The following is a 23287-nucleotide window of genomic DNA, read 5'->3' on the forward strand; positions in this document are numbered from 1 at the left end:
TCTCGATTAACGGAACAGTGATTCTATTATCACGCTATTTATCCAGTTTAAAAGGAACAATACAGTGATCCGGTCGGCTCGTATCGAGCCTGTGTCCGCCACCCTGACAGGAGTCATACCATGACCAGACCCATCGCCCTCATCACCGGGGCCAGCCGCGGCCTTGGCAAGCACGGGGCCCTGGCCCTCGCCGCCAAAGGCGTCGACCTCATCATCACCTATCGCAGCCAGGCCGCAGAGGCGGAGGCGGTGGTGACCCAGGCCCGCGCCCTCGGCGTTCGGGCCCATGCCCTGGCTCTGGACGTGGGCGAGAGCGCCACCTTCGCGGCCTTTGCAGAGGAGGTGACGCAACTGCTCGCCCGGGAGTGGCAGCGCACCCATTTCAACTTCCTGGTCAACAACGCCGGGATCGGCATTCATGCCAGCTTCGAGCAGACCACGGAGCAGCAGTTCGACACCCTGCTAAACATCCACCTCAAGGGGACCTTCTTCCTGACCCAGGCGCTCCTGCCCCTCCTGGCAGACGGCGGTCGCATCCTCAACCTCTCCACCGGCCTCACCCGCTTCGCCATGCCGGGTTATGCCGCCTACGCCGCCATGAAGGGGGGCGTCGAGGTGCTCACCCAGTATCTGGCCAAGGAGCTGGGCCCCAGGGGCATCGCGGTCAACGTGCTGGCCCCCGGCGCCATCGAGACCGATTTTGGCGGCGGCGTGGTGCGCGACAACAAGGGGGTCAACGACTTTCTCGCGAGCCAGACCGCCCTTGGCCGGGTGGGTCAGCCCGACGACATCGGTGGCGCCATCGCCGCCCTGCTCTCCGATGACTGCCGCTGGATCACAGCCCAGCGCATCGAAGCCTCGGGCGGCATGTTTATCTAGGCGGTCATGATTGCCTGCTGCACAAACAAGGAAGGCCCCCTCCGATGAGGGGGCCTTCCGGCATTGGGCAGACGAGGTGCGGCGCACCGGGCCCGTTACAGGGTCTTGCCACCGCTTGCAATGACCTGGCTGTACCAGTGGAAGCTCTCTTTCTTGATGCGACGAAGAGACCCTCCCTGCTCGTCCCTGTCCACGTAGACAAAGCCGTAGCGCTTCTGGTAGCCGTTGAGCCAGCTCAGGATGTCGGTGAAGGACCAGGCGCAATATCCAATCAGCTCGACCCCGTCCTGCATCGCCTCCTGGCACGCCTTGAGGTGGCTGTGCAGATAGGCGATACGGTAGTCGTCGTTCACCCTGTCCCCGGCTTCCAGCTTGTCGAACTCCCCCAGGCCGTTCTCGGTGATCATCAGCGGCAGGGCGTAGCGGGAGGAGAGCCGACGCAGGGCGATGCGCATCCCGGTGGGATCGATGGCCCAGTCCCAGTTGCTGGTCTCAAGGTGCGGATTGGGGGCCGTCTTGTAGAGGCCGGGAATGCCGCTGGAGGGCGTAGTGCCCTTCTTGCCCGTGGTGTTGATGCGCTGCATCGTCTGGCCGCCGAGGGGGTTGTCGGTGAAGGTCAGGGTGTAGTAGTAGTTGACCCCGATGTAGTCGGGGGTGCCTTCGCGCAAGAGCTCGAGATCGCCCGGCAGGATCTCCGGCGCCTCGCCGGTCTCCCGCAGATAGGCGAGCGCCGCCTGGGGGTAACGGCCGAAGCAGTAGGCATCCAGCCACCAGAGGTTGGTGAACTCCTCGGCATTCTCGAACGCCAGCATGTCGCTCGGGGCGCAGGAGGCCGGATAGGCGGGGGAGTATGCAAAGCTCGGCCCGATCAGGCCGTTTGGCACGTGCTGGCGAAACGCCTTGATGACCCGGGCATTGGCGAGAAACGCGATGTGGTTGGCGGCGAAGAAACGCTTCCTGTCCTGCACCGCGGGAGGATGGGTGCCAAGCTGGTAGGCGTTGGTCAGGTTGTAGTTCTGCTCGTTGAGCGACACCCAGTACTTCACCTTGCCGGCGAAGCGCTGATAGAGAGTCACGCAATAGCGCTCGAAGTCGTCGATGATGCGCCTGTCTTCCCAGCCGCCGTACTCATCCTGCAGGGCCTGGGGGAGATCCCAGTGATAGAGGGTCAGCACCGGCTCGATGCCGTGGGCCAGCAGGGCGTCGATGAGCCTGTCGTAGAAGGCGAGCCCCGCCTCGTTCACCTCGCCACGCCCCGTCGGGTAGATGCGCGGCCAGCTCACCGAGAAGCGATAGGCCTTGAGCCCCATCTCGGCCATCAGCGCCACGTCCTCTTCCACCCTGTGGTAGTGATCCACCGCCACGTCTCCGTTGCTCCCTTCAAAGGTCTTGCCCGGCAATTTGGTAAAGCTGTCCCATACCGAGGGGCCCTTGCCCTCCTCGTTCCAGGCCCCTTCCACCTGATAGGCGGCGGAGGCGGCGCCCCAGAGGAAACCGTTCGGGAAGTCGTTGAACTTGTGATGATGCATCTGGTGTTGCTCCTTCTGCGCGGATGGCGGGGGCCATCCCGTGATACGTCGACCCCGTACAGGGGCCCGAAATGAGTTGGCACCAGCATCCAACACTTCTAGAATTCCGTCCAATGACAAATATGGCCACCTATCATTCCTATCTGGAATCAAGCGAGACACCATGGAGTTAAGAGACCTGAAAGCCTTCGTCACCCTGGGGGAGGTATTGCACTTTGGTCAGGCGGCGGCGCGCCAGCACGTCACCCAGTCGGCCCTGAGCAAGCAGATCCGCCGGCTGGAGGCGGACCTTGGCGGCGAGCTGTTCGAGCGCAACGCCGGCAGCACCCGGCTGACGGTGCTCGGGCGCGCCCTCTACGCCGACGCCTGCACCCTGGTGGCCCAGAGCGAACAGCTCGCCCGCAGCGCCCGCGACGTGCTGGCGGGCCACGCGGGTACTCTGCGCATCGGCTTCGGGGTCGCCACCAAGCTGCTGGTGCCCGCCGCCATCGCCCGCTTTCGGGCCAGCCGCCCCGGGGTCGCCATCGAGCTCAACGATCTCTCCACCCATCACCAGTTGCTGGCGCTGGCGGAGGGGCGGCTGGATCTCGGCTTCTGCCGCCTGCCCGCCCCCAAGGGCTGGCCGGTGCTGCCCGTGGTGCGCGCCCATTTCGTCGCCGTGCTGCCCGCAGGCTATCAGGGGGTGGCAGGGCTCGCCGATCTTCAGGAGAAGCCGCTCGCCATCCTGCGCCGGGACAAGGCCCCCTCGTTTCACGATCAGTTCGTGCACTATCTGGCCCAGAGCGGGCTGCGCTTCCAGGACATCCAGTACGTCAACGACTTCGCCGCCGGCATCGCCACCGCGGCGGCCGGCATCGCCTGGACCCTGGTCCCCTCCTCCACCACCATTGAGCATCCCGATGTGCTGACCCTGCCCCTCGAGGAGGCCGACGCGAGCTGGATCATCGGGCTCATTCGCCCGCCGGGCAACGACAATCCCCTCGTCGCCCCCTTCTGGCAGACGGTGGCGGAGCTGGCGGATCCCGCCCTCACCGGCCTCATGACGACAGGGGACGGGGCTGCCGCCCGGGACACGCCATGAAAGGGAACCATTCGAGAATCACATTAACGATGGCATTGGGCGGTCACCCCCCTTAAAATTGCCGCACTGCCCCGACGCCACGACAAGGATCCGTTTCGTTCATGCACTCTCACTGGCTGCTGAGGTTTGATTTGCATCGCCTCATCCTTGCGCTGGCCGTCATCGGCGTGCTGGCTACCTTTGGCAACAGCTTTTACGCCATCTATCAGGCACAAAGACAACTGCTCATCGACAGCACCCTGGAGGCAAACCGGGTCTATGCCACCAAGCTCGCCGCCTCCACCGAGACCATGCTGCGCTCGGCCCAGGGACAGCTGGCCTATGGCGCGGCCCGGCTCGCCCCCTTGCTGCAGGGCAACGACCTCCATGGACTCGAGGAGGTGGCAGGCCAGTTGCGCCAGCAGACCAACACCTTCAACTCGGTGGCCATCGTGAACACCGACTCCGTCATCGTCGCCGTCTCTCCCGAGGCATTGCATGTGAAAGGGGTCAAGCTCACCTCGGCCAATGCGAGCCGGACCCTGGCAAGCCAGCAGCCCCTCATCGCGGATCCCCTGGTTTCCCTCACTGGCAACTACCTCATCAGCCTCTCCCACCCCATCTTCTCGGCAGACAAGCGCTACCTCGGCTATGTAGCCGGCACCATCTATCTGGAGTCCGCCAGCGTGCTCTCCAGCCTGCTGGGGCAGCACTACTACCAGGATGGTTCTTATCTTTATGTGGTGGACCGCCAGCGCACCCTCATCTACCACCCGAACCCGGAGCGCCTCGGCCAGAAGATTGGCAAGAACCGGGTGGTGGATGCGGTACTCAAGGGGCAGGATGGCGCGCAAAGCGTGCTCAACTCCCGGGGCAGCGAGATGCTGGCAGGCTTTGCCCCGGTGGCGGACGCAGGCTGGGGGATAGTGGCCCAGCGCCCCCGCAGCGCCACCCTGGCCGGCCTGGATGAACAGATGCTGGAGATCCTCAAGGGGATGATCCCGGTCACCCTCTTCATTCTTTTCGTCATCTGGCTCTCGGCCACCATCATCGCCAGACCCCTGCGACAACTGGCCAACCGGGCCGGACTCATGGATCAGCAAGGGGCCGCCACCAGCATCTCGGGGATCCGCGCCTGGTATTTCGAAGCAGCCCAGTTGAAGCAGGCCATCCTCAAGGGGCTGGGGCTGCTCAACACCAAGATCAACAAGCTGCACACCGACAGCCACACCGACCCCATGACGGGCCTGTTCAACCGCCGGGCCATGCAGCAGATGTTGGACGAGTACGAGGTCGAGCGTCAGCCCCTGACGGTGATTGCCCTGGACATCGATCACTTCAAGGCCATCAACGACCGCTTCGGTCACGACGTGGGGGATGCCGTCATCGTCTCCCTCGCCACCCTGATGCAGCAGGATCTGCGTTCCGATGCCGCCTTGTGTCGAAGCGGCGGCGAAGAGTTCCTGCTGCTGCTGCCCGGGGTCTCCCTTGCACAGGCGCAGAAGATCGCCGAGCGCCTGCGTACCCGGGTGGCGAGCCACGACATGGAGGTGGCAGGCCACATCACCATCTCCCTCGGCGTCGCCCACTGGGGAGCGGATGCCACCAGCATAGCCGCCGTGCTCAAGGAGGCGGACAAGGCGCTCTATGATGCCAAGAGCCAGGGCCGAAACTGCGTGGTGGTGGCCCTGGGCTGATCGGCCCAGGCTTTGCCGGACACCGTTCGGCCATAAAAAAACCCCTGCCATGGCAGGGGTCGGACGGTATCCATGTCAGAAGATCAGAGCGTGACAGCCAGGCTCTCGACCGAGGCGGCGCTCGGGGTCACCAGTACGGGCACCGATTTGGAGGTGGGGGTGAAAGAGCCCTCCCCTATGCTCTCGATGGCCACCAGGGGGTTGGTCTCCGGGTAGTAGGCGGCGATGTTGCCTTTCGGGATCTCGTAGAAGATGACGCTAAAGCCCCGCACCACCCGCTCGCGCCCATCGTTGCACACCGCACTCATGTCCACCCGCTGCTCCTCGGCGAGCCCCAGCCTCCTGGCATCCTCCTCGTTCATGAAGACCACATTGCGTCGCCCCTTGATGCCACGATAGCGGTCATCCATGCCATAGATGGTGGTGTTGTACTGATCGTGGGAGCGCAGGCTCTGAAGCAGCAGCACGGGCTGGTCCACCATCTGCTCCGAGTGGCTGGTGCACTCGGGCAGGATGGAGTCCGGCAAACGGCTCGCCCTGAATTCGGCGCGCCCGCTCGCGGTGTTCCAGCGCAGCAGGGCGGCGCTGTTCTCCAGATGGAAGCCGCAGGGCTCCTCGATGCGGCGGTTGAAGTCGCCAAAGCCCGCGATGGTCTCCTCGATGAGATCCCTCAGCAGCCCGTAGTCATCCCGCAGCGCCAGCCAGTCCACCCGATCGCTGCCAAGCGTTGCCTCGGCCATGCGGGCCACGATGTCTATCTCGGAGAGACAGAGCGGCGAGACCGGCTCGTTCATCCCGGTGGAGGCGTGCACCATGCTGAACGTGTCCTCCACGGTGATCTTCTGCACCCCGGTGCGCTGCTGATCGAGCTCGGTACGGCCCAGGCAGGGCAGGATCAGGGCATCTTTTGACACCATGAGGTGGCTGCGGTTGAGCTTGGTGCTGATCTGCACGTTGAGCTCGCTCCTTCGCATCGCTTCATAGGTGAACTCGGTATCCGGCGCGGCGGCTGCCAGGTTGCCCCCAAGGCAGATCAGCACCTTGCTCTTGCCGCCATGAAGGGCTTTGAGGGCCTCGTAGACGTTGTGCCCCGGCGTGCGCTTGAAGCCCACCGGGAAACAGCGCTCCAGGCGATCGAGGAAGGCGGCATTGGGTTTCTCGTTGATCCCCATGGTGCGGTTGCCCTGCACGTTGCTGTGACCGCGCACCGGACAGAGTCCGGCCCCCGGCTTGCCAATCTGGCCGCACATCAGGTGCAGGTTGACGATTTCGCGAATGGTGTCGACCGAATGTTTGTGCTGGGTGATCCCCATGGCCCAGCAGCTGATCACGCTCTCGCTGCTTGCGAAGATCTGCGCCGCCCGTGTGATCGCCTCCCGACCGAGGCCGGATTGCGCCTCGATCTGCGTCCACTCCGTGGCCTTCACCTGGGCCAGGTAGTCGTCAAAGTGCGCGGTGTGCTGCTCGATAAAGGCGAGATCGATGCGCCCCCCCTCCTCTTCCAGAATGTATTTCGCCATGCCGCGAATGGCCGCCATGTCACCGCCAAGTTTTGGCGTGAGGTACTGGTGGCTGATGGTGGTGGCCGCCGGGGTCAGTAGCTCCGCCGGGCTCTGGGGGCTCGCGAAGCGCTCGAGGGCCACCTCTTTGAGGTTGTTGAAGGTGACGATCTGGCACCCCTGGCGCGCCGCCTTGCGCAGGGCGTTCATCATGCGCGGGTGGTTGGTGCCCGGGTTCTGGCCAAAGACGAAGATGGCTTTGGCGGCGTCGAAATCATCGAGCACCACGGTGCCCTTGCCCACCCCGACGGACTGGATGAGCCCCACCCCGCTCGCCTCGTGGCACATGTTGGAGCAGTCGGGGAAGTTGTTGGTGCCATAGAGGCGGCCAAACAGCTGATAGAGGTAGGAGGCTTCGTTGCTGGCGCGTCCCGAGGTGTAGAACTCCACCTCGTCGGGGCTGGCCAGACTCTTGAGTTTGTCGGCGATGAGGGCAAACGCCTGATCCCAGCTCACCGGCTCGTAGTGATCGGTGGCCGGGTTGTAGCGCAAGGGCTCGGTCAGTCGCCCCTGGTATTCGAGCCAGTAGTCGCTCTGGGTGGCGAGACGGCGCACCGAATGCTCGGCGAAGAAATCGGCCCCCACCGTCTTGCCGGTGGATTCCCAGGCCACCGCCTTGGCGCCGTTCTCGCAAAACTGGAAGGCCCCCTGCTTGTTGTCACCCCAGGCGCAGCCGGGACAGTCAAAGCCGTCGGTCTGGTTGACCCGCAGCAGGTTCTTGATGTTCTGGCGGGTCTTCTGGCTGCGCAGCACCTGCTTGAAGGTGGACTGCAAGGAGGAAAAGCCGCCGGCCTTGGCCGGTTTTTCAATATGACTGGACATGGGAGTCTCCAACGTGATCCAGGGCGCGGGGGCTGGCATAGCAGACCGGGGCATCGGATCGGGGCACATGGATCAGGGTCAGGTTGTACTTCAGGGCCAGTCGCACCGCGAGCTGACTGGGGGAAGCAAGACTGATGAGGTGAGCGGCGCCAAATTGCACCGCCTTGTGAATGAGTTCGCTGCCGCAGCGACTGGTGATGACCAGGGTGGCAGCCTGCACCGGCTGGCGCAGCTGCATGCCGATGAGCTTGTCCAGGGCGTTGTGCCGCCCTATGTCCTCCCGGCAGGCCAGGATCTCGCCGCGATCATCCAGCGCCAGGGCGGCATGAAGGGCGCCGCTCTGGCGGGCCTTGCTCTGCCAGGGGACGATGCGCTCCCGCAGATCCTGCAAAGAGGCGGTGTCGAAGGGGGCGCCCGGGGTCAGCGGGGTGAGCACGGGCAACGCATGTTCGATGGCCTCCACGCCGCAGATGCCACAGCCGCTGGCACCGGCCAGGCGGCGCTTGCGCTGGCCAAGCATTGCCAGACAGCGGTTGGCGATGGTGACATCGAGCACGATGCCGTGCTGGGACGGGGTGCTCTGGATATCGTGTACATCATGGTTGCCCCCGATGATCCCCTCGCCAAACAGAAAACCGATGGCGAAATCGTCGAGATCGTCCGGGGTGGCCATCATGACGGCATGGTTGATGCCGTTGATGTTGACGGACACGGCCACCTCCTCCACCAGCTCATCCAGACTGGGCAACCGTGAATTGAAAGGGATCATGCGAGACGCTTATAAGCTGTATTCGGGCCTCAAGTTTAGATAAGCCGCCGCGCCAAAACCAATGAAACAAATCTATTCACCAATAGATAACTTCTATTGCTATCGGGATGTCGATTGATTAAATTTGTCGCTCATTGCCTTTGCCTGCTGCCATTACCACGATGAATATCAAGCAGTTGCACTATTTCTACGAGCTGGCCCAGCACCGTCACTTCGCCAAGGCGGCCAAGGCTTGCTTCATCACCCAGCCGACCCTGTCAGCCAGCATCACCGCCCTGGAGAAGTCACTTGGCACCGAACTGGTGGTGCGCAACAGCCAGTTCGTGGCCCTGACCCAGGCGGGGGAAGTGGTGCTGCACCACGCCGAGCGGATGCTGCAGGAGCAGGATGCCATGCGCCAAGAGCTCAGCCTCTTTCGGGGCGGGCTGTCGGGGGCGCTACGCATCGGCGTCGTGCCCCAGTCGAGCATCGACATCATGCCGCTGCTTAAGGGGTTCAACGACGCCTACCCCAAGGTGGGCCTGCACCTCTGCGTGATGACCCATGCCACCCTGATGGAGCAGCTGGATCTGCATCGCATCGACATCGGGCTCGGCTTTGACGAGTTGCTCACCGAGCATCAGCGCAGGGCCCTCGACGTCCAGCTTCGCCACCCCAACCCCATGGCCCTGCTGGGCCCCCTGCCTGCCCACTGCGCCCCGACCGGGCCGCTGACCCTGGCGGACCTGCAAGATCTCCCCCTGATCCTGCCAAGCACCACCATGCAGTTTCGCCGCTACCTGGACGAGGCCGCCGCCCGCCAGCAGATCAGCCTGCGGGTGGTGCTGGAGACAGACTCCCTGTTCCACCTGGTCAACGGGGTGAGCCACGGCCTGGGCTGCGCCGTGGTCAGCGCCGGCATCGCCGCCACCGCCCAGCAGCTCTTCAAACTGCCCTGCCACCACCTGAGCGATGCAAGCGCAGGCACCATCGCCTTCATCACCCGAAAACACAGTGTCACCCCCGCCATGAAGGCGTTTCTCGCCAAGGCAGGGGCATGAAAAAGGCAGCCCATGGGGGCTGCCTGCACTGATCAAGGGGGGAACTTGCGCCTCTCCTGGCGTCAGTCTGCCCCTTGCTGTTTGTCCAGCGCCGCGATGAAGGCGCTCGCCAGGGCGTGGTCGGAGAAGGGATTCTGGCCTGTGATGAGCTCGCGATCGATCACAACGCCAGGCTGCCAGGGTGCCACGAACTGCATGCTGCCGCCGGCCTGGGCCATGGCCTTCGCCGGGTAGTAGCGCAGCTTGTCACCCCCAAGGGAGCCTTCAAACACCGCCTCTTCCTTGTCGGAGAAGATGGTCATCCTGTAACCGTCGTAGATCCACTCTCTGGCGCCGTCTGCCTTGCCTGCAATGACCGACTGCTCGAACCCGGCCGGATCCGCCTGCGCCGCCAGCAGCGCGATGGGGCCATGGCAGATGGCGGCCGTGGGTTTGTGGTTGTCATGGAAGTGGCGAAGCAGGGTCCCCACCTCGGGATCCTTGGCAAGATCGATGAGGGGTGCGTGGCCGCCGGGAATGAAGAGGCCGGCATAGCGCTCGGGACCGGATTGCAGCACCTCCCTCAGGGAGAGCACCTTGCCGGCGCCAAGCAGCCCCTCCACGACGGCGCCGATGCGCACCATCTCCTGCGGGTTGCCACCAAAGTACTGGGGATCGACGGAGTGTTTGTCGACAACGGGCCGGTTCCCTCTCGGGGTCACCGGGGTCAGGGTATAACCGGCCTCCAGCAGGGCGGCGGCAGGCACCCCCAGTTCATTCTGGTAGAAGCCGGTGGTCAGGCTCTTGCCCCCTTGCAGCGGCAGTTCGGTCTCGCTCGAGAGCAGCACCAGGATCTCGCCTTTCGGGGAGGCGCTGGCCGCAGCGGAGGTCGCCAGCAGCAGTGAGGCCAGCACGGCCTTGAGGGTGTTCTTCATCGTGATCTTCCTTTTGATGGCAGTGATCGATCGGGCGGCCACCGGGCCGCCCTCGATGAGCAATTTACTGATTACACACGGACGAATAAACTCACACCATTGAACTTGATTATTTACATGGATGAACATATGTCCCGTGCCTTCGACCCCGTCCAGCTCGGCACCATAGAGCTCTTTTGCAAGGCAGCCGAACTTGGTAGCTTTACCGCCACGGCTCAGGTACTGGGGGTAACGCCCGCCTCGGTGAGCCGCTCCATCCAGCGTCTCGAGGCCAGGCTCGGCGTCAAACTCTTCCATCGCACCACCCGCAGCGTGCGCCTCACCCATGACGGGGAGCTCTATCGGGAACAGTGCCAGCAGGCGCTCGAGCAGATCGCCGAGGCCGAGCGGGCCATCACCGGCCGCCAGCGCCACCCCAGAGGAGTGCTGCGCATCAGCGTGGGCACCGTCTATGCCCACCACCGTCTGGTGCCCCTGCTGCCAGGCTTCATGGCGGCCTATCCCGAGGTCGAGCTGGAGCTCAATGTCTCCAACAGGAACATCGACTTCGTGGAGGATGGTTACGATCTGGCCATCCGGCTGGGGGAGCCGCGCGATGGGCGGATCATCGCCCGCAAGCTGGAGGATGCCAGCCTCGGGGTCTTCTGCACCCCCGATTATGCCGCCCGCCGCCCCGCGCCAACCTCCCTGGAGATGCTGTCGCAACATGATCTGATCCAGTTCATCACCCCGAGCACGGGTCGCCCCTTCCCCTGGCAGTTCGTGAACGAGCAGGGGGACCCTGTCGACCTTCATGTCCAGAGCAGACAGCGGGTGCTTGACGATGTGCTGGCGGGCCTGGGCTGGGCGGTGGCTGGGGGCGGTCTGTTCCAGATCTACCATTTCGTGGCAGCCGAGGCGCTGTTGCAAGGCAAGCTGATCGAGGTGATGACCCCCTTTGCGGGGCGATCCCGCCCCTTCTACGCCCTCTATCCACAGCACCGTCACCTCTCGGCCCGGGTCCGGGCCTTCGTGGATTATCTGCTGGCAGCGGTGCACCCAGAGGGGTCGCCTGTGCCAGGGGAATATCCCCCTCTTCGTTGACGAGGGCCCCTCATCTGCGTGCCTGCGCCCCCGATACCGGGGGCAAAAAGCAGGTGGCACTCTGGACACAATGGTTGCCTAATTAAATAAATATGCATAAAAATCAATACAGGCAGGGCTCGATATATGAACTCTTCTGCTGTTTGTATGAAGCATCGTGCTGCTAAAAATTTTCTGTGAGCCACCTCCCGCCGTTTAATTCAAGAGCCTATAACCTTGACCCGTACAATAAAAACCTGACGTGTTCCGGTTTATTTCACCATGCATCACAAAGGAGTGTCATATGTATAAAAAAGTGAAACTGGCGAGCATTATCAGCACCCTTATTCTCTCGGCCACTGCATATTCTGCAGAGATGACCGTGGGCTTCTCGCAAATTGGTTCTGAATCCGGGTGGCGAGCTGCAGAAACATCGGTCGCCAAGAGCGAAGCCCAAAAACGCGGCATCATCCTGAAAATTGCCGATGCCCAGCAGAAACAGGAGAACCAGATCAAGGCCATTCGCTCCTTTATTGCCCAGGGGGTGGATGCCATCTTTATTGCCCCCGTGGTACAGACTGGTTGGGAGCCAGTATTGCAGGAGGCGAAAGAGGCCGAGATCCCGGTCTTCCTGCTGGATCGCAATATCACGGTAAAAGATGACGGTCTCTTCATGACCGGGGTCGCCGCCGACAGCGTCCACGAAGGGGAAGTGGCAGCCCAGTGGCTCATCAAGCAGCAGGATGGCAAACCGTGCAACGTGGTGGAATTGCAGGGCACGGTGGGTGCCAGCGTGGCGCTGGATCGCAAGAAGGGCTTCCTCGACACCGTCTCGGCCGTGCCCACCATCAAGATCATCCGCACGCAGTCCGGCGACTTCACCCGCAGCAAGGGCAAGGAGGTGATGGAGAGCTTCATCAAGGCGGAAAATAGCGGCAAGAATATTTGCGCCGTCTACGCCCATAACGATGACATGGCCATCGGCGCCATCCAGGCCATTAAAGAGGCCGGGCTGAAACCGGGCAAGGATATCAAGATCATCTCCATCGATGGCGTGCCGGATATTTTCAAGGCGATGATCGCAGGCGAAGCCAATGCCTCGGTGGAGCTCACGCCGAATATGGCGGGACCGGCCTTCGATGCCCTGCTGGCCTATAAGAAAGATGGCACCCTGCCCCCCAAACATATCAAGACGGAGTCCAAACTGTTTGAGCCCGGGAGTGCCGAGGCGCAGCTCGAGCTGAAAAAAGACATGGGTTATTAATCCCGCTCCCCCGCCAGACTGTCACATAGCGCGCCATATAAGTGATTGAACTTGTATGGCGCGCTATATCGGAGAGCCAATGTTCATGTCAGAGAACACTCACGATGTCGTATTGAATGCCCGCGGAATATGCAAGGCGTTTCCCGGAGTACGAGCCCTGCATCAGGTGGACTTCTCCCTGCGCCGGGGAGAGATCATGGCGCTGCTCGGCGAGAACGGGGCCGGCAAGTCCACGTTGATCAAGACCCTCACCGGTGTCTATCAGCGAGACGCTGGCCGTATCGAACTCGATGGCGTCCCCATCTCCCCGACGGACACCGCCCATGCCCAGCGTCTGGGGATAGGCACCGTCTATCAGGAGGTCAACCTGCTGCCGAACATGTCGGTGGCGGACAACCTCTTCATCGGCCACGAGCCACGCCGTTTCGGCTTCATCGACCGGGGCGCCATGACCCGGCAGGCCAGCGCCATCATGGCCAGCCACGGCTTCGAGATGGATGTCACCCTGCCCCTCGACCACTACTCGGTCGCCATGCAGCAGATCGTGGCCATCGCCCGGGCGGTGTCACTCTCCGCCAGGATCCTGATCCTGGACGAGCCCACCGCGAGCCTGGATGCCAGCGAAGTCCAGATGCTCTTCTCCCTGATGACGCGCCTGCGGGATCAGGGGGTGAGCCTCATCTTCATCACCCATTTTCTCGATCAGGTCTACGCCATCAGCGATCGCATCACAGTGCTGCGCAACGGCGAGCTGGTCGGCACCCGCGACACCCAGGCACTGCCACAACTGGAGCTGGTCAAGATGATGCTGGGACGCGAGCTGGACGACAATGCCCTCAAGCGGGCGGGCAAAACACTGCGCAGCAACCAGCCCATGGTGTCGTTCAGGGACTATGGCAAGCGGGGAGTCATCACCCCTTTCAGTCTCGACGTCATGCCCGGGGAGATAGTGGGCCTCGCCGGCCTGCTCGGGTCCGGTCGTACCGAGACCGCCGAGCTGATGTTCGGCATAGTCCCGAGCGATAGCGGCGAGTGCCGGGTGCGGGACAAGCCGGTGACCATCCGCTCTGCACGCCAGGCGGCCGCCAACGGCTTTGGTTTCTGCCCGGAGGATCGCAAGAGCGCCGGCATCATCGCCTCGGCCTCGGTGCGGGAGAACATGGTGCTGGCCCTGCAAGCCCAGCGGGGCTGGTTGCATCCCCTGTCTCGCAAGGAGCAGGACGAGATCACCGCCCGCCTCATCGAGCAGTTGGCCATCAAGACCCCGGGACCAGAGCAGCCCATCCAGTTTCTCTCCGGGGGCAACCAGCAAAAGGTGCTGCTCGCCCGCTGGCTGCTCACCAAACCCCAGTTCCTGATCCTGGACGAGCCTACCCGGGGCATCGACGTGGGGGCCCACGCCGAGATCATCCGCCTCATCGAATCCCTCTGCGCCAACGGGCTGGCCCTGCTGGTCATCTCCTCCGAGCTCGAGGAGCTGGTGGGCTATGCCGATCGGGTGATCGTCCTTCGTGACAGAAAACAGGTGGCAGAGCTTGCGACGGACGCCCTGAGCGTCCCTGCCATCATGAACGCCATTGCATGTGAGGCCTGATATGACGTCATCCATTCTCCCCCTCGCCAAGGGGTCGCGCGCCCGCAGGGAGTGGCCCACGGGCTCGGCCCAGTGCGCCGCCCTGGTGTGCGTGCTGCTCATCAATGCCCTGGTCGCCGACAACTTCTTCGCCATCCACATCCAGGATGGGCGGCTGTTTGGCAGCCTCATCGACATCCTCAACCGCTGTGCCCCGGTGGCCCTGCTCTCCCTCGGCATGACGCTGGTGATCGCCACCGGCGGCATCGACCTGTCGGTGGGAGCCGTCATGGCCATCAGCGGGGCCACCATGGCCAGCCTGGCCACCGGCGGTCACAGCCTGCCGGTCATCTTCGCCGCTGTCATCGGGGTGGGCCTTCTGTGCGGCCTGTGGAACGGCCTGCTGGTGGCGGTGTTCAAGATCCAGCCCATCGTCGCCACCCTGATCCTCATGGTGGCGGGCCGGGGCATCGCCCAGCTCATCACCGAGGGGCAGATCATCACCTTCAACAACGACGCACTCGCCTGGATCGGCAGCGGCTCCCTCTTCTATCTGCCCACCCCGGTCATCATCACCCTGGGCATGGCGCTGCTGCTCTGGCTGCTGACCAAGCGCACCGCCCTCGGCCTCTTCATCGAAGCGGTGGGGATCAACATCAAGGCCGCCAAGAACGCCGGGCTCAACACCCCCATGGTGGTGATCGCCACCTACCTGCTGAGCGGCATGATGGCCGCCGTCGCCGGCATGATAGTCGCCGCCGACATCCGGGGTGCCGATGCCAACAACGCCGGACTCTGGCTCGAGATGGACGCCATTCTGGCGGTGGTGATAGGGGGCACCTCCCTGATGGGGGGGCGCTTCAACCTCGCCCTCTCCCTGATCGGCATACTGATCATCCAGGGGGTGAACACCGGGATCCTGCTCTCCGGCTACCAGCCCCAGTGGAACCAGATCGTCAAGGCCCTGGTGGTGCTGGCGGTGCTGGTCATGCAGTCACCGGCCCTCAACCACCTCTTCCAGCGAGGGACTCGCCATGTTTAAACGCAACCTCCCCCTGATGGTGACCATCATGGTCTTCGTGCTGGGCTATCTGCTCTGCCTGGCCTCCTTCCCAGCCTTCATGTCCACCCGCATCATCTGCAACATCCTGACGGACAACGCGTTTCTGGGAATAGTGGCGGTGGGCATGACCTTCGTCATCCTCTCGGGGGGCATCGATCTGTCGGTGGGGGCCGTCATCGCCTTCACCGGCGTGCTGCTGGCAACCCTCATCGGGAAGCTGGGCGTCAGCCCCGTGCTGGCCATCCCTCTGGTGCTGGTGCTCGGGGCAGGCTTTGGCGCCCTCATGGGCTGGCTGATCGACACCCTGAAGATCCCCGCCTTCATCATCACCCTGGCGGGCATGTTCTTCCTGCGGGGGGCCAGTTTTCTCATCTCCGAGCAGTCCCTGCCCATCGATCACCCCACCTTCACCTACCTGTCGAGCCTGTCGTGGAAGATACCGGGGGGCGGTCGCCTGAGCCTGCTGGCCCTCATCATGCTGGCGGTGGTGGTCTTCGGCATCCTGCTCGCCAACCGCACCCGCTTTGGCAACAACGTTTACGCCATCGGCGGCAACGCCACCTCGGCAGCCCTGATGGGGATCTCGGTGCGCCACACCACCATTCGCATCTACCTGCTCTCCACCACCCTGGCGACCCTGGCAGGCATCGTGTTCGCGCTCTATACCTCGGCGGGCTACCCGCTCGCCGCCGTCGGGGTCGAGCTCGATGCCATCGCCGCCGTTGTCATCGGCGGCACCCTGCTGAGCGGCGGGGTGGGCACCGTCTTCGGCTCCCTGTTCGGGGTGCTGATCCAGGGGTTGATCCAGACCTACATCAACTTCGACGGCACCCTCAGCTCCTGGTGGACCAAGATCATCATCGGCCTGCTGCTGTTCAGCTTCATCGCCCTGCAGCGCCTGCTGATCCTGGTTTCGGAACACCGCAAGGCCAACAAGCCAGGTCCCTTCAAGCGCCAGGTTGCCGCCCAGCCCGAGTGAGGTATCAGCAAGACTCTGGTGGCAGAAGATAACGCGGCAAGGCGCTCCCGTGCGCCCTCCCCGCCTGGCCGTCGCGGGTCCGGCGCAGAGGATGGGGAGGCAGCGGGGGCGCTCACAGGGCCCGGCCCCAACCTCCCGCACGCCCCTTTGAGGGGTGACACCGTCTTTGGAAGGCACTCAGGTCAATCGCGCCACCAGGGGCTACCCTCATGGGGGCTCAGCACCTCCAGAGGCTCCCCCATGACAGGCGTGGTCAGGGGGATCTGTTGCTCGGCAGCCAGTCGGGCAATCTGTTCAAGCGGGTCGTTCCAGCGGTGCATGGCCAGATCGAAGGTGCCGTTGTGCACCGGATAGAGCCATTTCCCCCCGAGATCGTGAAACGCCTGCGCCGTCTGCGCCGGGAGCATGTGCACCAGCTCCCAGCGCTTGTCGTAGGCCCCGGTCTCGAGGAAGGTCACGTCGAACGGACCGTAGCGCCTGCCAATCTCCTTGAAACCGTCGAAGTAGCCGCTGTCACCGCTGAAGAAGAGGTTGACCCCCTCGCCGCGAATGACCCAGGAGGCCCAGAGGGTCTGGTTGCCGTCCCCGAGGCCACGGCCGGAGAAATGCTGGGCCGGGGTCGCTACCAGGGTGACACCGCCCACCCGGGTCTGCTGCCACCAGTCCAGTTCGCGGATCTTCTCCTTCGCAATCCCCCAGGCCATGAGGCGCGCCCCCACCCCGAGGGGCGTGATGAAGTGGTCGACCTTCTCCTGCAGCGCCAGTATGGCCCCGTGATCGAGATGGTCGTAGTGATCATGGGAGAGGATCACCCCCTCGATGGGGGGCAGCGCCTCCAGGGTGATGGGCGGTTGATGCCAGCGCTTGGGGCCGAACCACTGCACCGGCGAGGCCCGCTCGCTGAACACGGGATCCGTCAGCCAGAACGTGCCCTGCAACTTCAGCAGCAGAGTGGAGTGGCCGAAGCGCCACACGCTGTTGTCCGGCGCCGCGATGAGCCCCTCCCGGGTCATGACCTGTACCGGAATGGCGCGATCCGGCACCGTGCCCTCAGGCTTGGCGAACAGAAAGTCCCACCAGAGCCTGGCCCCTTCCCACAGACTTCGCGCCTGGGGTGTCACGGCATTGTTGAACCGGCCCCCATGATATTGCGAGGAGTCCGGGTGTTCGGGCAGGCCCGGTTTGAGTAGAGATGCGATCATGCCAATCATCAGGGCTCCTTTGAGCAACCACAGAAAACGGCGCCCCTCAGGGGCGCGAAAAGAGGCTGACGGGGTCTGCATTCATGCCACGCCTGTCAGCCTGGTCTCTGGTGAGTCGAGAGCAGCCCCTGCACGGGGCCTCACCATCCATAAAACAGAACGGGAGAGTCGCACGGTATGAAACCGGTTCCCGGCGTCTCCAGTAACGGCAAGATAGCCTGCCCGGGCTCCCGCCACCAGAGGGGTTCGCGTTGCCGCGTGGCCCCGGCATGGTGTCGCATCAAGCGCATGGCCTCACCTGCTCTGCCGGCGCCAACAAAAGGAGGCGTCAGATGGCGTACTGCAAGAGCTTGCAGTGCTGAAAGTCAGAAGATGGCTGGGCCATAGAGGCCACGGGAGGTGACTGAGGGAAAGCATGATCTCAAGGGGACAGTGCTGAAGATCAAGAGGAAGTTTGAGCCAGGCGCGGTCTGAAGCCTGATGAACGCCCATAGGGCACAGGCTCACCTTGCGGTAGAGCAAATAGCATGTGAAGAGAGCTGAAAATGCACTTTGAAGACTCCTGATTCATCCACATGAAGTGGATTACCAAGAGGTCTGAAGGGGGTATTAGCTGTAACTTGTTGAATGGCAGAAACAGGTGGTGGCCCTACCAGCCACATCCCGGCACTCGAGTCCCCCGCCTTGGCTGCTACCTTCCGGTCCTGACCAGGTCGACGGGTTATCAATGCGAGCCCAAATAAATCAGGCACTTGGGGATGGAACTGAGCGCCATCAACAAGATTTCTAAAGTCAAAATGTAACAACTAACCCGACCAAAGTAATCCACATGAAGTGGAGTAGCTATAGGGGCAATTGAGGAGCCCATGATAACTGCCCTCCCCTGTGGTCTCAAGCTCTGGGACAAACCACGTAGTAAATCAACGGAAAGGAACGCAGCAAAAACGTGGAGAGCCTTGTTACCAAGTGCTGATCTCTTTGCATGCATAGCTCTTATGACTATTCGGGATCCGCCACTGGTAACCTTGGCACCTGCCTCTGAGGCTATGTCGTTTCTTTGATACCTAATCAGAACGGCTTCAAGAGTACAGGCCCTTCCACCACGCCAAAGCCATACTCATCGGCATCACGCCTAGGACCTCTTTTCTCATACAGGTCCAATACCTGCACCGCTAGGGGACGCAGAGACACTCCCGCTCTGTTGATGACAACCCAGGTATAGATCTCCAAATTCAGATTAATGGCGGATCCACCGCTGATCTCAACCATCGGCATGATTGGCTGGCACTTGGCGTCGAACTGGGGAACGGTGATCTCGATTACCTTCTTGTCCTTCTTGCGGGTAATCTGGGCTTTGCGCTTGGTCTTGAAGGTAATGGTGCCGTCATAGTTCTCTACCCACGGCAGGTCGGCTGACAGGCGCGGCTTCTTGCCGGTGTCCTTGTGGACTTGAGCGGCGTATTCCTTCAGGTCGGACTCGCACCTCTCAATGACACCGCGCCAGTAGTCATTGTCTTCGACGGTGAAGTTGCACTTCAGGTCGCCTTCGGCGTTGAACTTAGTGTCGGGGTCCAGCAGGTACGGGGACTGGGCGATCACACTCGAAGTGTTGAAGGTGTTGTAGCCATACTTCTTGGTAAAAGTTGGGGTCACAGGGTTCCTCTTGGATTTAGTAGAAAAAAGAAAACCCGCCGGACCTTAGGAGGCGCAGCGGGCTTAGAGACTAGCTTAAGGCAGAGTTAGTGGCTGGGGATGCCTTCCCTGGGGCCAAGGATTTCATCCAAGGCAGCATCGGGCTCATAGCGCGCGGCCATGGCCTCGATCACTTTAATGTCTGCCCCGAAGAGAACAGCGAGTAATTCAAGCGGGAAATCCTCGTTCTCTTCAAGATACGAATGGACAGCTTCCTCAAGGGTAGTGAAGCCAACCCGGACATCCTCTAACATGCCACCAAGACGCACAAGGGCGTACATGTAGGGATCTTTGTCAAAGTCAGGCAAAGGGATTCGCATAGCGGTCTCCTTACGTAAGTCATAAACGTACGGGCTCTAATGATACCGCTGGTTCACGCAGATTCAAGAGCCTGTCTTCAGGCAAATCCTCATTGAGGAAGACCTGAAGTCCACCATTGATGGCTTTATCTTCGGGGGACTGATTAATCGAAGTAATCCACGTTCTTGGTGGTTTCTACGTTGAGCATGGCGGCGACCTTGTGATAATTCAGACCGACCTTCAGGCCCATGGTGATCGTCTCCATCGCGGCGATCAAGGCGGCCATACACTCGGGATGTTCCGCGGCCACCAGGTAATCTTTGACTGTCCCATTCTTCCCTGTGAGTACAGTAGGCACATAACCAGTGGCAGCCTTACAGGCCAACCGATAGAAGTTCCCATAGGCATGGCCTCCCATAGAGATACCCTTTTCTTGGAGCATGTCATTCATCGCTTGCCGCGTGTTGTCATGTTTCTCGATCAGCTCGGGGGATACCGCAACAGACCCGGCTATTGCTGCTGCTTTGAAGGTATCCCCTTCGGTCAATTCAGTGAAAGCATCCACAACTGCAAGTTGAAAGGCTACTGAGCAATAAGAGGCATAGAGGATGACTGCTCGTTTACAACCCCAGGTCTCCGCATTCCGGCCACGGGTTGTAGTCTTCTGAATTTCAGAGGACATCCTTTTGTAATCATCGCTCGTTAACCAGTTCCTGAGCTGGCCACCCGAACCACCAGAATCACGCCAGGCTTTCTCGATGTCGGTAAGAGATAGCAATCCTTCGGCATTATGGCGAATAACATAGGTATTGGCGTTAAATGTAATTTGCATTTTATTACTCCTCAGCGTGAATCTCCCTGGCCCTCTCTCCAACACGTCAGAACAGTCTTCAGATACACGAAACATGCCCGAGCATTGACCGAGAGATGGCCAGATGTATTGCTAAGGTCAGGGATTTTTCACCGGATGGGAGTAACAGAAAGGAAGGAGGCTGAGTTACCGGATTTGCCCCTTGGGCATTTTCGGTAAGGCCACAGACCTCCAAGTTTTCATCGGGTAGTGGATAGACATCTCCAACCAATACCGAGACTCGCAAGGCCCTCATTTGTTATTAGTAGCTGTAGTTTTTGGAAAGGCACTATGACTTGGCTGAACGCTCTGCTCGCCTCAATTCCCACAGAGCTCTTGCAGCGATAATCTCGTCAGGCGACATCTTAGATTCAATCTCTTTATGTTTGGCTTGGGCTACTTCAAGTTGGGCTTGAAGAGCATCGATGTTAGCTTTTAGAGCCCTATACTCGGCATGTGCAACCTTCAGTTCTTCTTCGTACATTGCTGGATTTGTTTCGCGAAGATCTGCCAAATTGGCGTAGTACTCGACGCCCGTCATCGGAGTGGTGAAGATGGAGCCAGGACGGATCTTTGGCTCATCATTGCGCTCATCTTCGATAATCTCACGAATAACATCTGATACTGTGGATTGCCCAATTTGCAGTTCCTTAGCAATAGCATTCCCACTCATCCCCTGCTTGTATCTCTTCACGATTGCAACCCAGCGCTTCGATTTCAGCTCTGAATTTTTGGGGTCAACTGCAAGGCGAGCCTGCTTTTTAGTGAGCTGGAGTGCAGCCATAACTTCGTCAATGTTCACCAGAAACGGGTTCTTCATGAACCGCTTTTCATCCATCTGGATTAACTTGTCCACCATTCGTACACGATCTGCTGTGGTGTTCTTGTTACCGTGTGCAGCATTGGCCCGCATGGACAACATGATCACTTCATTCATAGTCTCGCATTCGACGATCTCGTACTGGCCGGCAGGGATCTCAGCGTACCCTGCTGCCTCATACGCTTCGACACGGTGGAAGCCGTCGGTGAGGAACAAGACACCATCGACTCGGGCCACCTGGATTGGGGTCTTCCACTGAACGCCACGTTCGATTAGATCGGTCAGCCCTTCCACTTGTTCCTTGCTCATTTCTGTACGGAACTGTGTGTCGGATGTCCGATTGATGGACGCGATGTTCAACGCAGAAGTTATCATTTTGTCGTTCTCCTATTATCAATCGAGCCACTTTGTGCCTCGTCTGGCAAAGGAAACCCAAACCCACTAACACAAGGTCTGGGCAATGGTCTTGGGGATGGTTCAGATTGGATCGGGATTATAGCGGTACTGATGTGGGTGAAAAAGCCATGGGTCTCAAGGGAAAAGCTAATCCCAGTATTCCCATTACTGTTGATAGGTCTGACAGACGCTAGTGCGTCGATGTTCATCCCCATTGGTCATCTGTCTGGAGGATGCCTAAATGGGCTCACTTGGTTGTCCTAGGAATGATCAGGGGAAGGGCTGTAAGAGGCGACAACAGGACAGCCAATGGGCCATCCTGAAGATACCTGACGTAAGTAAGGTAAGAGAGGTGTTATTTGGGGTGTCTTAAAGGTGTCTTTCAGTATTGGTCTTTTCGTATCCCCCCCTATGGTCAGGGAAAAGTAACGAGCTCCAATTGCCCCTGCTCTGGAGGTCTCTAGAAGGTGTTTTATTGGTGTCTTCGGGATAATCGTCGGGAGTACAGACCTCGGGACAGCCCCACGGACAACAAACAGGGGCATTCAGACGAACAAGCGCAGATTCGGCCCCAGGCTCCCCCTCTGGACCCTTCCAGATAGCCCCTCAGACGCTCTCTCTGATCACCATACGCATTCCCCCATGTTACCCCACACGATCACCCCTGCACGATCTCGCGGGTCCACAGAGAAAGCCTGAAGACAGCAGGGACACGGATGGAAGGGAGAAGGGAGGCAATGAGAAAGGTCCAGAGGGACAGGCGCAGGGTCATCGTCGAGTCCTCCCAAACGACAACCCCCCAAGGTGTCGCGGTGAACAGCCTTGGGGGTCGATTGAAAAACTCGATCAAAGTTGGTCACTCGATCAGCTCTTTCTATTGGTCAGGGTATATCAGCTTTCTCTAATGTACGTTGGGACAGCCCCAGTGATTGCTCCTTTCGATGGTCCCAGGCTCAACCGATAGACACACTCGATCAACTCAGCTCCCCATCCTCTCGCATCCTTGTTGATAGGCGATGGACCGTCGCTCGGCTGACTCCATGAAGCGTAGCGATTTCCCGCAGGGACTTACCGCCTTCCAACAGGGTCGCCTTGATTGCATCCTCGTCGATACTCTTTGGCCTGCCTGTGTACTTCCCCGCAGCCTTAGCTTTGGCGATACCTTCCATCTGACGCTCCTTGCGTAGAGCCGTCTCGAACTCAGCAAAGGCACCCAGCATGGTGAACATCAGCTTCCCTTGGGCTGTCATCGTCTCTAAGTTCTGGTCCAGTACACGCAGGGTCACGCCCTTGGCTTCCAGTTGTTCCGTAATGTCCAGCAGGTCAGCGAGAGAACGGCCCAGACGGTCCAGCTTGGTGATCACCACATCGTCCCCCTCTCGGACATACCGCAGGAGTTCGGCTAGTTGCTCACGGCCATCTGTGCTGGTCCCTGATACCTTCTCTTGGTACACACGCTCACAACCGGCCTTTGTCAGCTTATCCAGTTGAACATCCAACGATTGACCGACAGACGACACACGTGCATAACCGATAACCTGTCCCATCACTCTCTCCTACTCAATCAACCAATGCCCAAGCTGTCATAGGGACTTTCCCCGCATCAAAATGCCTTCCAGCAGCTATCTCTGCTTGCCGGTGGTCAATCGCTGCGATGACCTTCAGCTCCTCTTGGAGGCCCGTAGCAGCAGCCTTATCAAGCATCCTTGGGGCAACTCTATCCAGTGACTTCCTGTCCTTGAATCGGCGAAGCCTGATAACCAAGTCATTCATGCGGAAATCTCCTTCATCTTCTTCCTATTGCTTCAACGTGAGTC

20 protein-coding genes and 1 other RNA gene are annotated in these 23287 nt (G+C 60.7%); 9 read left to right on the forward strand and 12 right to left on the reverse strand.

Annotated elements, in window-relative coordinates; all coding sequences use genetic code 11:
• The first annotated feature begins 120 nt into the window (after positions 1-120).
• A complete protein-coding gene (locus tag AB5Y50_RS14190) occupies positions 121-879 on the forward strand; it encodes an SDR family NAD(P)-dependent oxidoreductase (RefSeq protein WP_010674615.1) in 759 nt (252 codons plus the stop codon).
• A gap of 95 nt (positions 880-974) precedes the next feature.
• On the opposite strand, the gene AB5Y50_RS14195 is transcribed toward AB5Y50_RS14190, so the two are convergent.
• Positions 975-2408 carry a glycoside hydrolase family 1 protein gene (locus AB5Y50_RS14195; protein ID WP_010674614.1) on the reverse strand — a complete coding sequence of 478 codons (1434 nt, stop codon included), beginning with the start codon at positions 2406-2408 and terminating at the stop codon, positions 975-977.
• A gap of 163 nt (positions 2409-2571) precedes the next feature.
• Here AB5Y50_RS14195 and AB5Y50_RS14200 point away from each other — a divergent pair, with 163 nt between their 5' ends.
• Positions 2572-3489: a LysR family transcriptional regulator gene (locus AB5Y50_RS14200; RefSeq protein WP_043156115.1), complete on the forward strand. Its 918-nt coding sequence runs from the start codon at positions 2572-2574 to the stop codon at positions 3487-3489.
• A gap of 101 nt (positions 3490-3590) precedes the next feature.
• Positions 3591-5165, forward strand: a complete 1575-nt coding sequence (locus tag AB5Y50_RS14205; protein WP_043156117.1) for a sensor domain-containing diguanylate cyclase — start codon at positions 3591-3593, stop codon at positions 5163-5165.
• Between the two features lie 83 nt (positions 5166-5248).
• On the opposite strand, the gene AB5Y50_RS14210 is transcribed toward AB5Y50_RS14205, so the two are convergent.
• Together AB5Y50_RS14210 and fdhD are read right to left on the reverse strand one after the other, a co-directional pair.
• Positions 5249-7546: an FdhF/YdeP family oxidoreductase gene (locus tag AB5Y50_RS14210; RefSeq protein ID WP_043156120.1), complete on the reverse strand. Its 2298-nt coding sequence runs from the start codon at positions 7544-7546 to the stop codon at positions 5249-5251.
• On the reverse strand, positions 7530-8315 hold the full coding sequence (gene fdhD / locus AB5Y50_RS14215) for a formate dehydrogenase accessory sulfurtransferase FdhD (RefSeq protein ID WP_043156122.1): 786 nt from the start codon (positions 8313-8315) through the stop codon (positions 7530-7532). Before fdhD ends, AB5Y50_RS14210 begins: the two co-directional genes overlap by 17 nt.
• Positions 8316-8476: 161 nt before the next feature.
• Here fdhD and AB5Y50_RS14220 point away from each other — a divergent pair, with 161 nt between their 5' ends.
• Complete coding sequence (locus AB5Y50_RS14220; protein WP_010674609.1) at positions 8477-9355, forward strand: LysR family transcriptional regulator; 879 nt, start codon at positions 8477-8479, stop codon at positions 9353-9355.
• 62 nt (positions 9356-9417) lie between these two features.
• Here the strand turns inward: AB5Y50_RS14220 and AB5Y50_RS14225 are convergent, their stop codons facing one another.
• On the reverse strand, positions 9418-10269 hold the full coding sequence (locus AB5Y50_RS14225) for a type 1 glutamine amidotransferase domain-containing protein (RefSeq protein WP_049636398.1): 852 nt from the start codon (positions 10267-10269) through the stop codon (positions 9418-9420).
• A 129-nt stretch (positions 10270-10398) separates the two neighbouring features.
• On the opposite strand from AB5Y50_RS14225, the gene AB5Y50_RS14230 reads away from it, so the two are divergent.
• The 5 genes from AB5Y50_RS14230 (at position 10399) to yjfF (ending at position 16210) form a co-directional block, all read left to right on the forward strand.
• Positions 10399-11352 (forward strand): LysR family transcriptional regulator, encoded by a 954-nt coding sequence (locus AB5Y50_RS14230; protein ID WP_010674608.1) that lies wholly within the window; start codon positions 10399-10401, stop codon positions 11350-11352.
• A 283-nt stretch (positions 11353-11635) separates the two neighbouring features.
• Complete coding sequence (gene ytfQ / locus AB5Y50_RS14235; RefSeq protein ID WP_010674607.1) at positions 11636-12595, forward strand: galactofuranose ABC transporter, galactofuranose-binding protein YtfQ; 960 nt, start codon at positions 11636-11638, stop codon at positions 12593-12595.
• A gap of 85 nt (positions 12596-12680) precedes the next feature.
• On the forward strand, positions 12681-14189 hold the full coding sequence (ytfR, locus tag AB5Y50_RS14240) for a galactofuranose ABC transporter, ATP-binding protein YtfR (protein ID WP_010674606.1): 1509 nt from the start codon (positions 12681-12683) through the stop codon (positions 14187-14189).
• A 1-nt stretch (position 14190) separates the two neighbouring features.
• The gene (gene ytfT / locus AB5Y50_RS14245; protein WP_010674605.1) at positions 14191-15210 is read left to right on the forward strand and encodes a galactofuranose ABC transporter, ATP-binding protein YtfT; all 1020 of its coding nucleotides are present in this window, start codon (positions 14191-14193) and stop codon (positions 15208-15210) included.
• Complete coding sequence (gene yjfF / locus AB5Y50_RS14250; RefSeq protein ID WP_010674604.1) at positions 15203-16210, forward strand: galactofuranose ABC transporter, permease protein YjfF; 1008 nt, start codon at positions 15203-15205, stop codon at positions 16208-16210. The genes ytfT and yjfF overlap by 8 nt, the downstream gene beginning before the upstream one ends.
• Before the next feature lie 182 nt (positions 16211-16392).
• Here yjfF and AB5Y50_RS14255 read toward each other — a convergent pair whose 3' ends face one another.
• From AB5Y50_RS14255 to AB5Y50_RS14290, 8 genes are all read right to left on the reverse strand, one after another.
• On the reverse strand, positions 16393-17412 hold the full coding sequence (locus tag AB5Y50_RS14255) for an MBL fold metallo-hydrolase (RefSeq protein WP_223953079.1): 1020 nt from the start codon (positions 17410-17412) through the stop codon (positions 16393-16395).
• Positions 17413-18059: 647 nt separating this feature from the next.
• Positions 18060-18153: signal recognition particle sRNA small type (gene ffs, locus AB5Y50_RS14260), an RNA gene on the reverse strand.
• 327 nt (positions 18154-18480) lie between these two features.
• Positions 18481-19065, reverse strand: coding sequence for a phage single-stranded DNA-binding protein (locus AB5Y50_RS14265; protein WP_010673877.1), 585 nt, complete (start codon positions 19063-19065; stop codon positions 18481-18483).
• Between the two features lie 86 nt (positions 19066-19151).
• A complete protein-coding gene (locus AB5Y50_RS14270) occupies positions 19152-19424 on the reverse strand; it encodes a hypothetical protein (protein WP_010673876.1) in 273 nt (90 codons plus the stop codon).
• A gap of 143 nt (positions 19425-19567) precedes the next feature.
• The gene (locus AB5Y50_RS14275; RefSeq protein ID WP_010673875.1) at positions 19568-20236 is read right to left on the reverse strand and encodes a KilA-N domain-containing protein; all 669 of its coding nucleotides are present in this window, start codon (positions 20234-20236) and stop codon (positions 19568-19570) included.
• A 307-nt stretch (positions 20237-20543) separates the two neighbouring features.
• On the reverse strand, positions 20544-21449 hold the full coding sequence (locus tag AB5Y50_RS14280) for a ParB N-terminal domain-containing protein (RefSeq protein ID WP_010673874.1): 906 nt from the start codon (positions 21447-21449) through the stop codon (positions 20544-20546).
• A 995-nt stretch (positions 21450-22444) separates the two neighbouring features.
• Positions 22445-23017 carry a recombinase family protein gene (locus tag AB5Y50_RS14285; protein ID WP_010673872.1) on the reverse strand — a complete coding sequence of 191 codons (573 nt, stop codon included), beginning with the start codon at positions 23015-23017 and terminating at the stop codon, positions 22445-22447.
• A gap of 13 nt (positions 23018-23030) precedes the next feature.
• Complete coding sequence (locus tag AB5Y50_RS14290; protein ID WP_010673871.1) at positions 23031-23243, reverse strand: Hha/YmoA family nucleoid-associated regulatory protein; 213 nt, start codon at positions 23241-23243, stop codon at positions 23031-23033.
• Positions 23244-23287 lie beyond the last annotated feature (44 nt).

Source organism: Aeromonas sp. s6, from assembly GCF_040907815.1.
Lineage (GTDB): Bacteria > Pseudomonadota > Gammaproteobacteria > Enterobacterales > Aeromonadaceae > Aeromonas > Aeromonas caviae.

Coding starts and splice junctions, on each gene's coding strand:
- AB5Y50_RS14190 (WP_010674615.1), top strand. CDS start 121: ATGACCAGACCCATCGCCCTCATCACCGGGGCCAGCCGCGGCCTTGGC.
- AB5Y50_RS14290 (WP_010673871.1), bottom strand. CDS start 23,243: ATGAATGACTTGGTTATCAGGCTTCGCCGATTCAAGGACAGGAAGTCA.
- AB5Y50_RS14200 (WP_043156115.1), top strand. CDS start 2,572: ATGGAGTTAAGAGACCTGAAAGCCTTCGTCACCCTGGGGGAGGTATTG.
- yjfF (WP_010674604.1), top strand. CDS start 15,203: ATGTTTAAACGCAACCTCCCCCTGATGGTGACCATCATGGTCTTCGTG.
- AB5Y50_RS14230 (WP_010674608.1), top strand. CDS start 10,399: ATGTCCCGTGCCTTCGACCCCGTCCAGCTCGGCACCATAGAGCTCTTT.
- AB5Y50_RS14275 (WP_010673875.1), bottom strand. CDS start 20,236: ATGCAAATTACATTTAACGCCAATACCTATGTTATTCGCCATAATGCC.
- ytfR (WP_010674606.1), top strand. CDS start 12,681: ATGTCAGAGAACACTCACGATGTCGTATTGAATGCCCGCGGAATATGC.
- AB5Y50_RS14280 (WP_010673874.1), bottom strand. CDS start 21,449: ATGATAACTTCTGCGTTGAACATCGCGTCCATCAATCGGACATCCGAC.
- ytfT (WP_010674605.1), top strand. CDS start 14,191: ATGACGTCATCCATTCTCCCCCTCGCCAAGGGGTCGCGCGCCCGCAGG.
- AB5Y50_RS14195 (WP_010674614.1), bottom strand. CDS start 2,408: ATGCATCATCACAAGTTCAACGACTTCCCGAACGGTTTCCTCTGGGGC.
- AB5Y50_RS14210 (WP_043156120.1), bottom strand. CDS start 7,546: ATGTCCAGTCATATTGAAAAACCGGCCAAGGCCGGCGGCTTTTCCTCC.
- AB5Y50_RS14270 (WP_010673876.1), bottom strand. CDS start 19,424: ATGCGAATCCCTTTGCCTGACTTTGACAAAGATCCCTACATGTACGCC.
- AB5Y50_RS14205 (WP_043156117.1), top strand. CDS start 3,591: ATGCACTCTCACTGGCTGCTGAGGTTTGATTTGCATCGCCTCATCCTT.
- AB5Y50_RS14225 (WP_049636398.1), bottom strand. CDS start 10,269: ATGAAGAACACCCTCAAGGCCGTGCTGGCCTCACTGCTGCTGGCGACC.
- AB5Y50_RS14220 (WP_010674609.1), top strand. CDS start 8,477: ATGAATATCAAGCAGTTGCACTATTTCTACGAGCTGGCCCAGCACCGT.
- fdhD (WP_043156122.1), bottom strand. CDS start 8,315: ATGATCCCTTTCAATTCACGGTTGCCCAGTCTGGATGAGCTGGTGGAG.
- AB5Y50_RS14255 (WP_223953079.1), bottom strand. CDS start 17,412: ATGATCGCATCTCTACTCAAACCGGGCCTGCCCGAACACCCGGACTCC.
- AB5Y50_RS14285 (WP_010673872.1), bottom strand. CDS start 23,017: ATGGGACAGGTTATCGGTTATGCACGTGTGTCGTCTGTCGGTCAATCG.
- ytfQ (WP_010674607.1), top strand. CDS start 11,636: ATGTATAAAAAAGTGAAACTGGCGAGCATTATCAGCACCCTTATTCTC.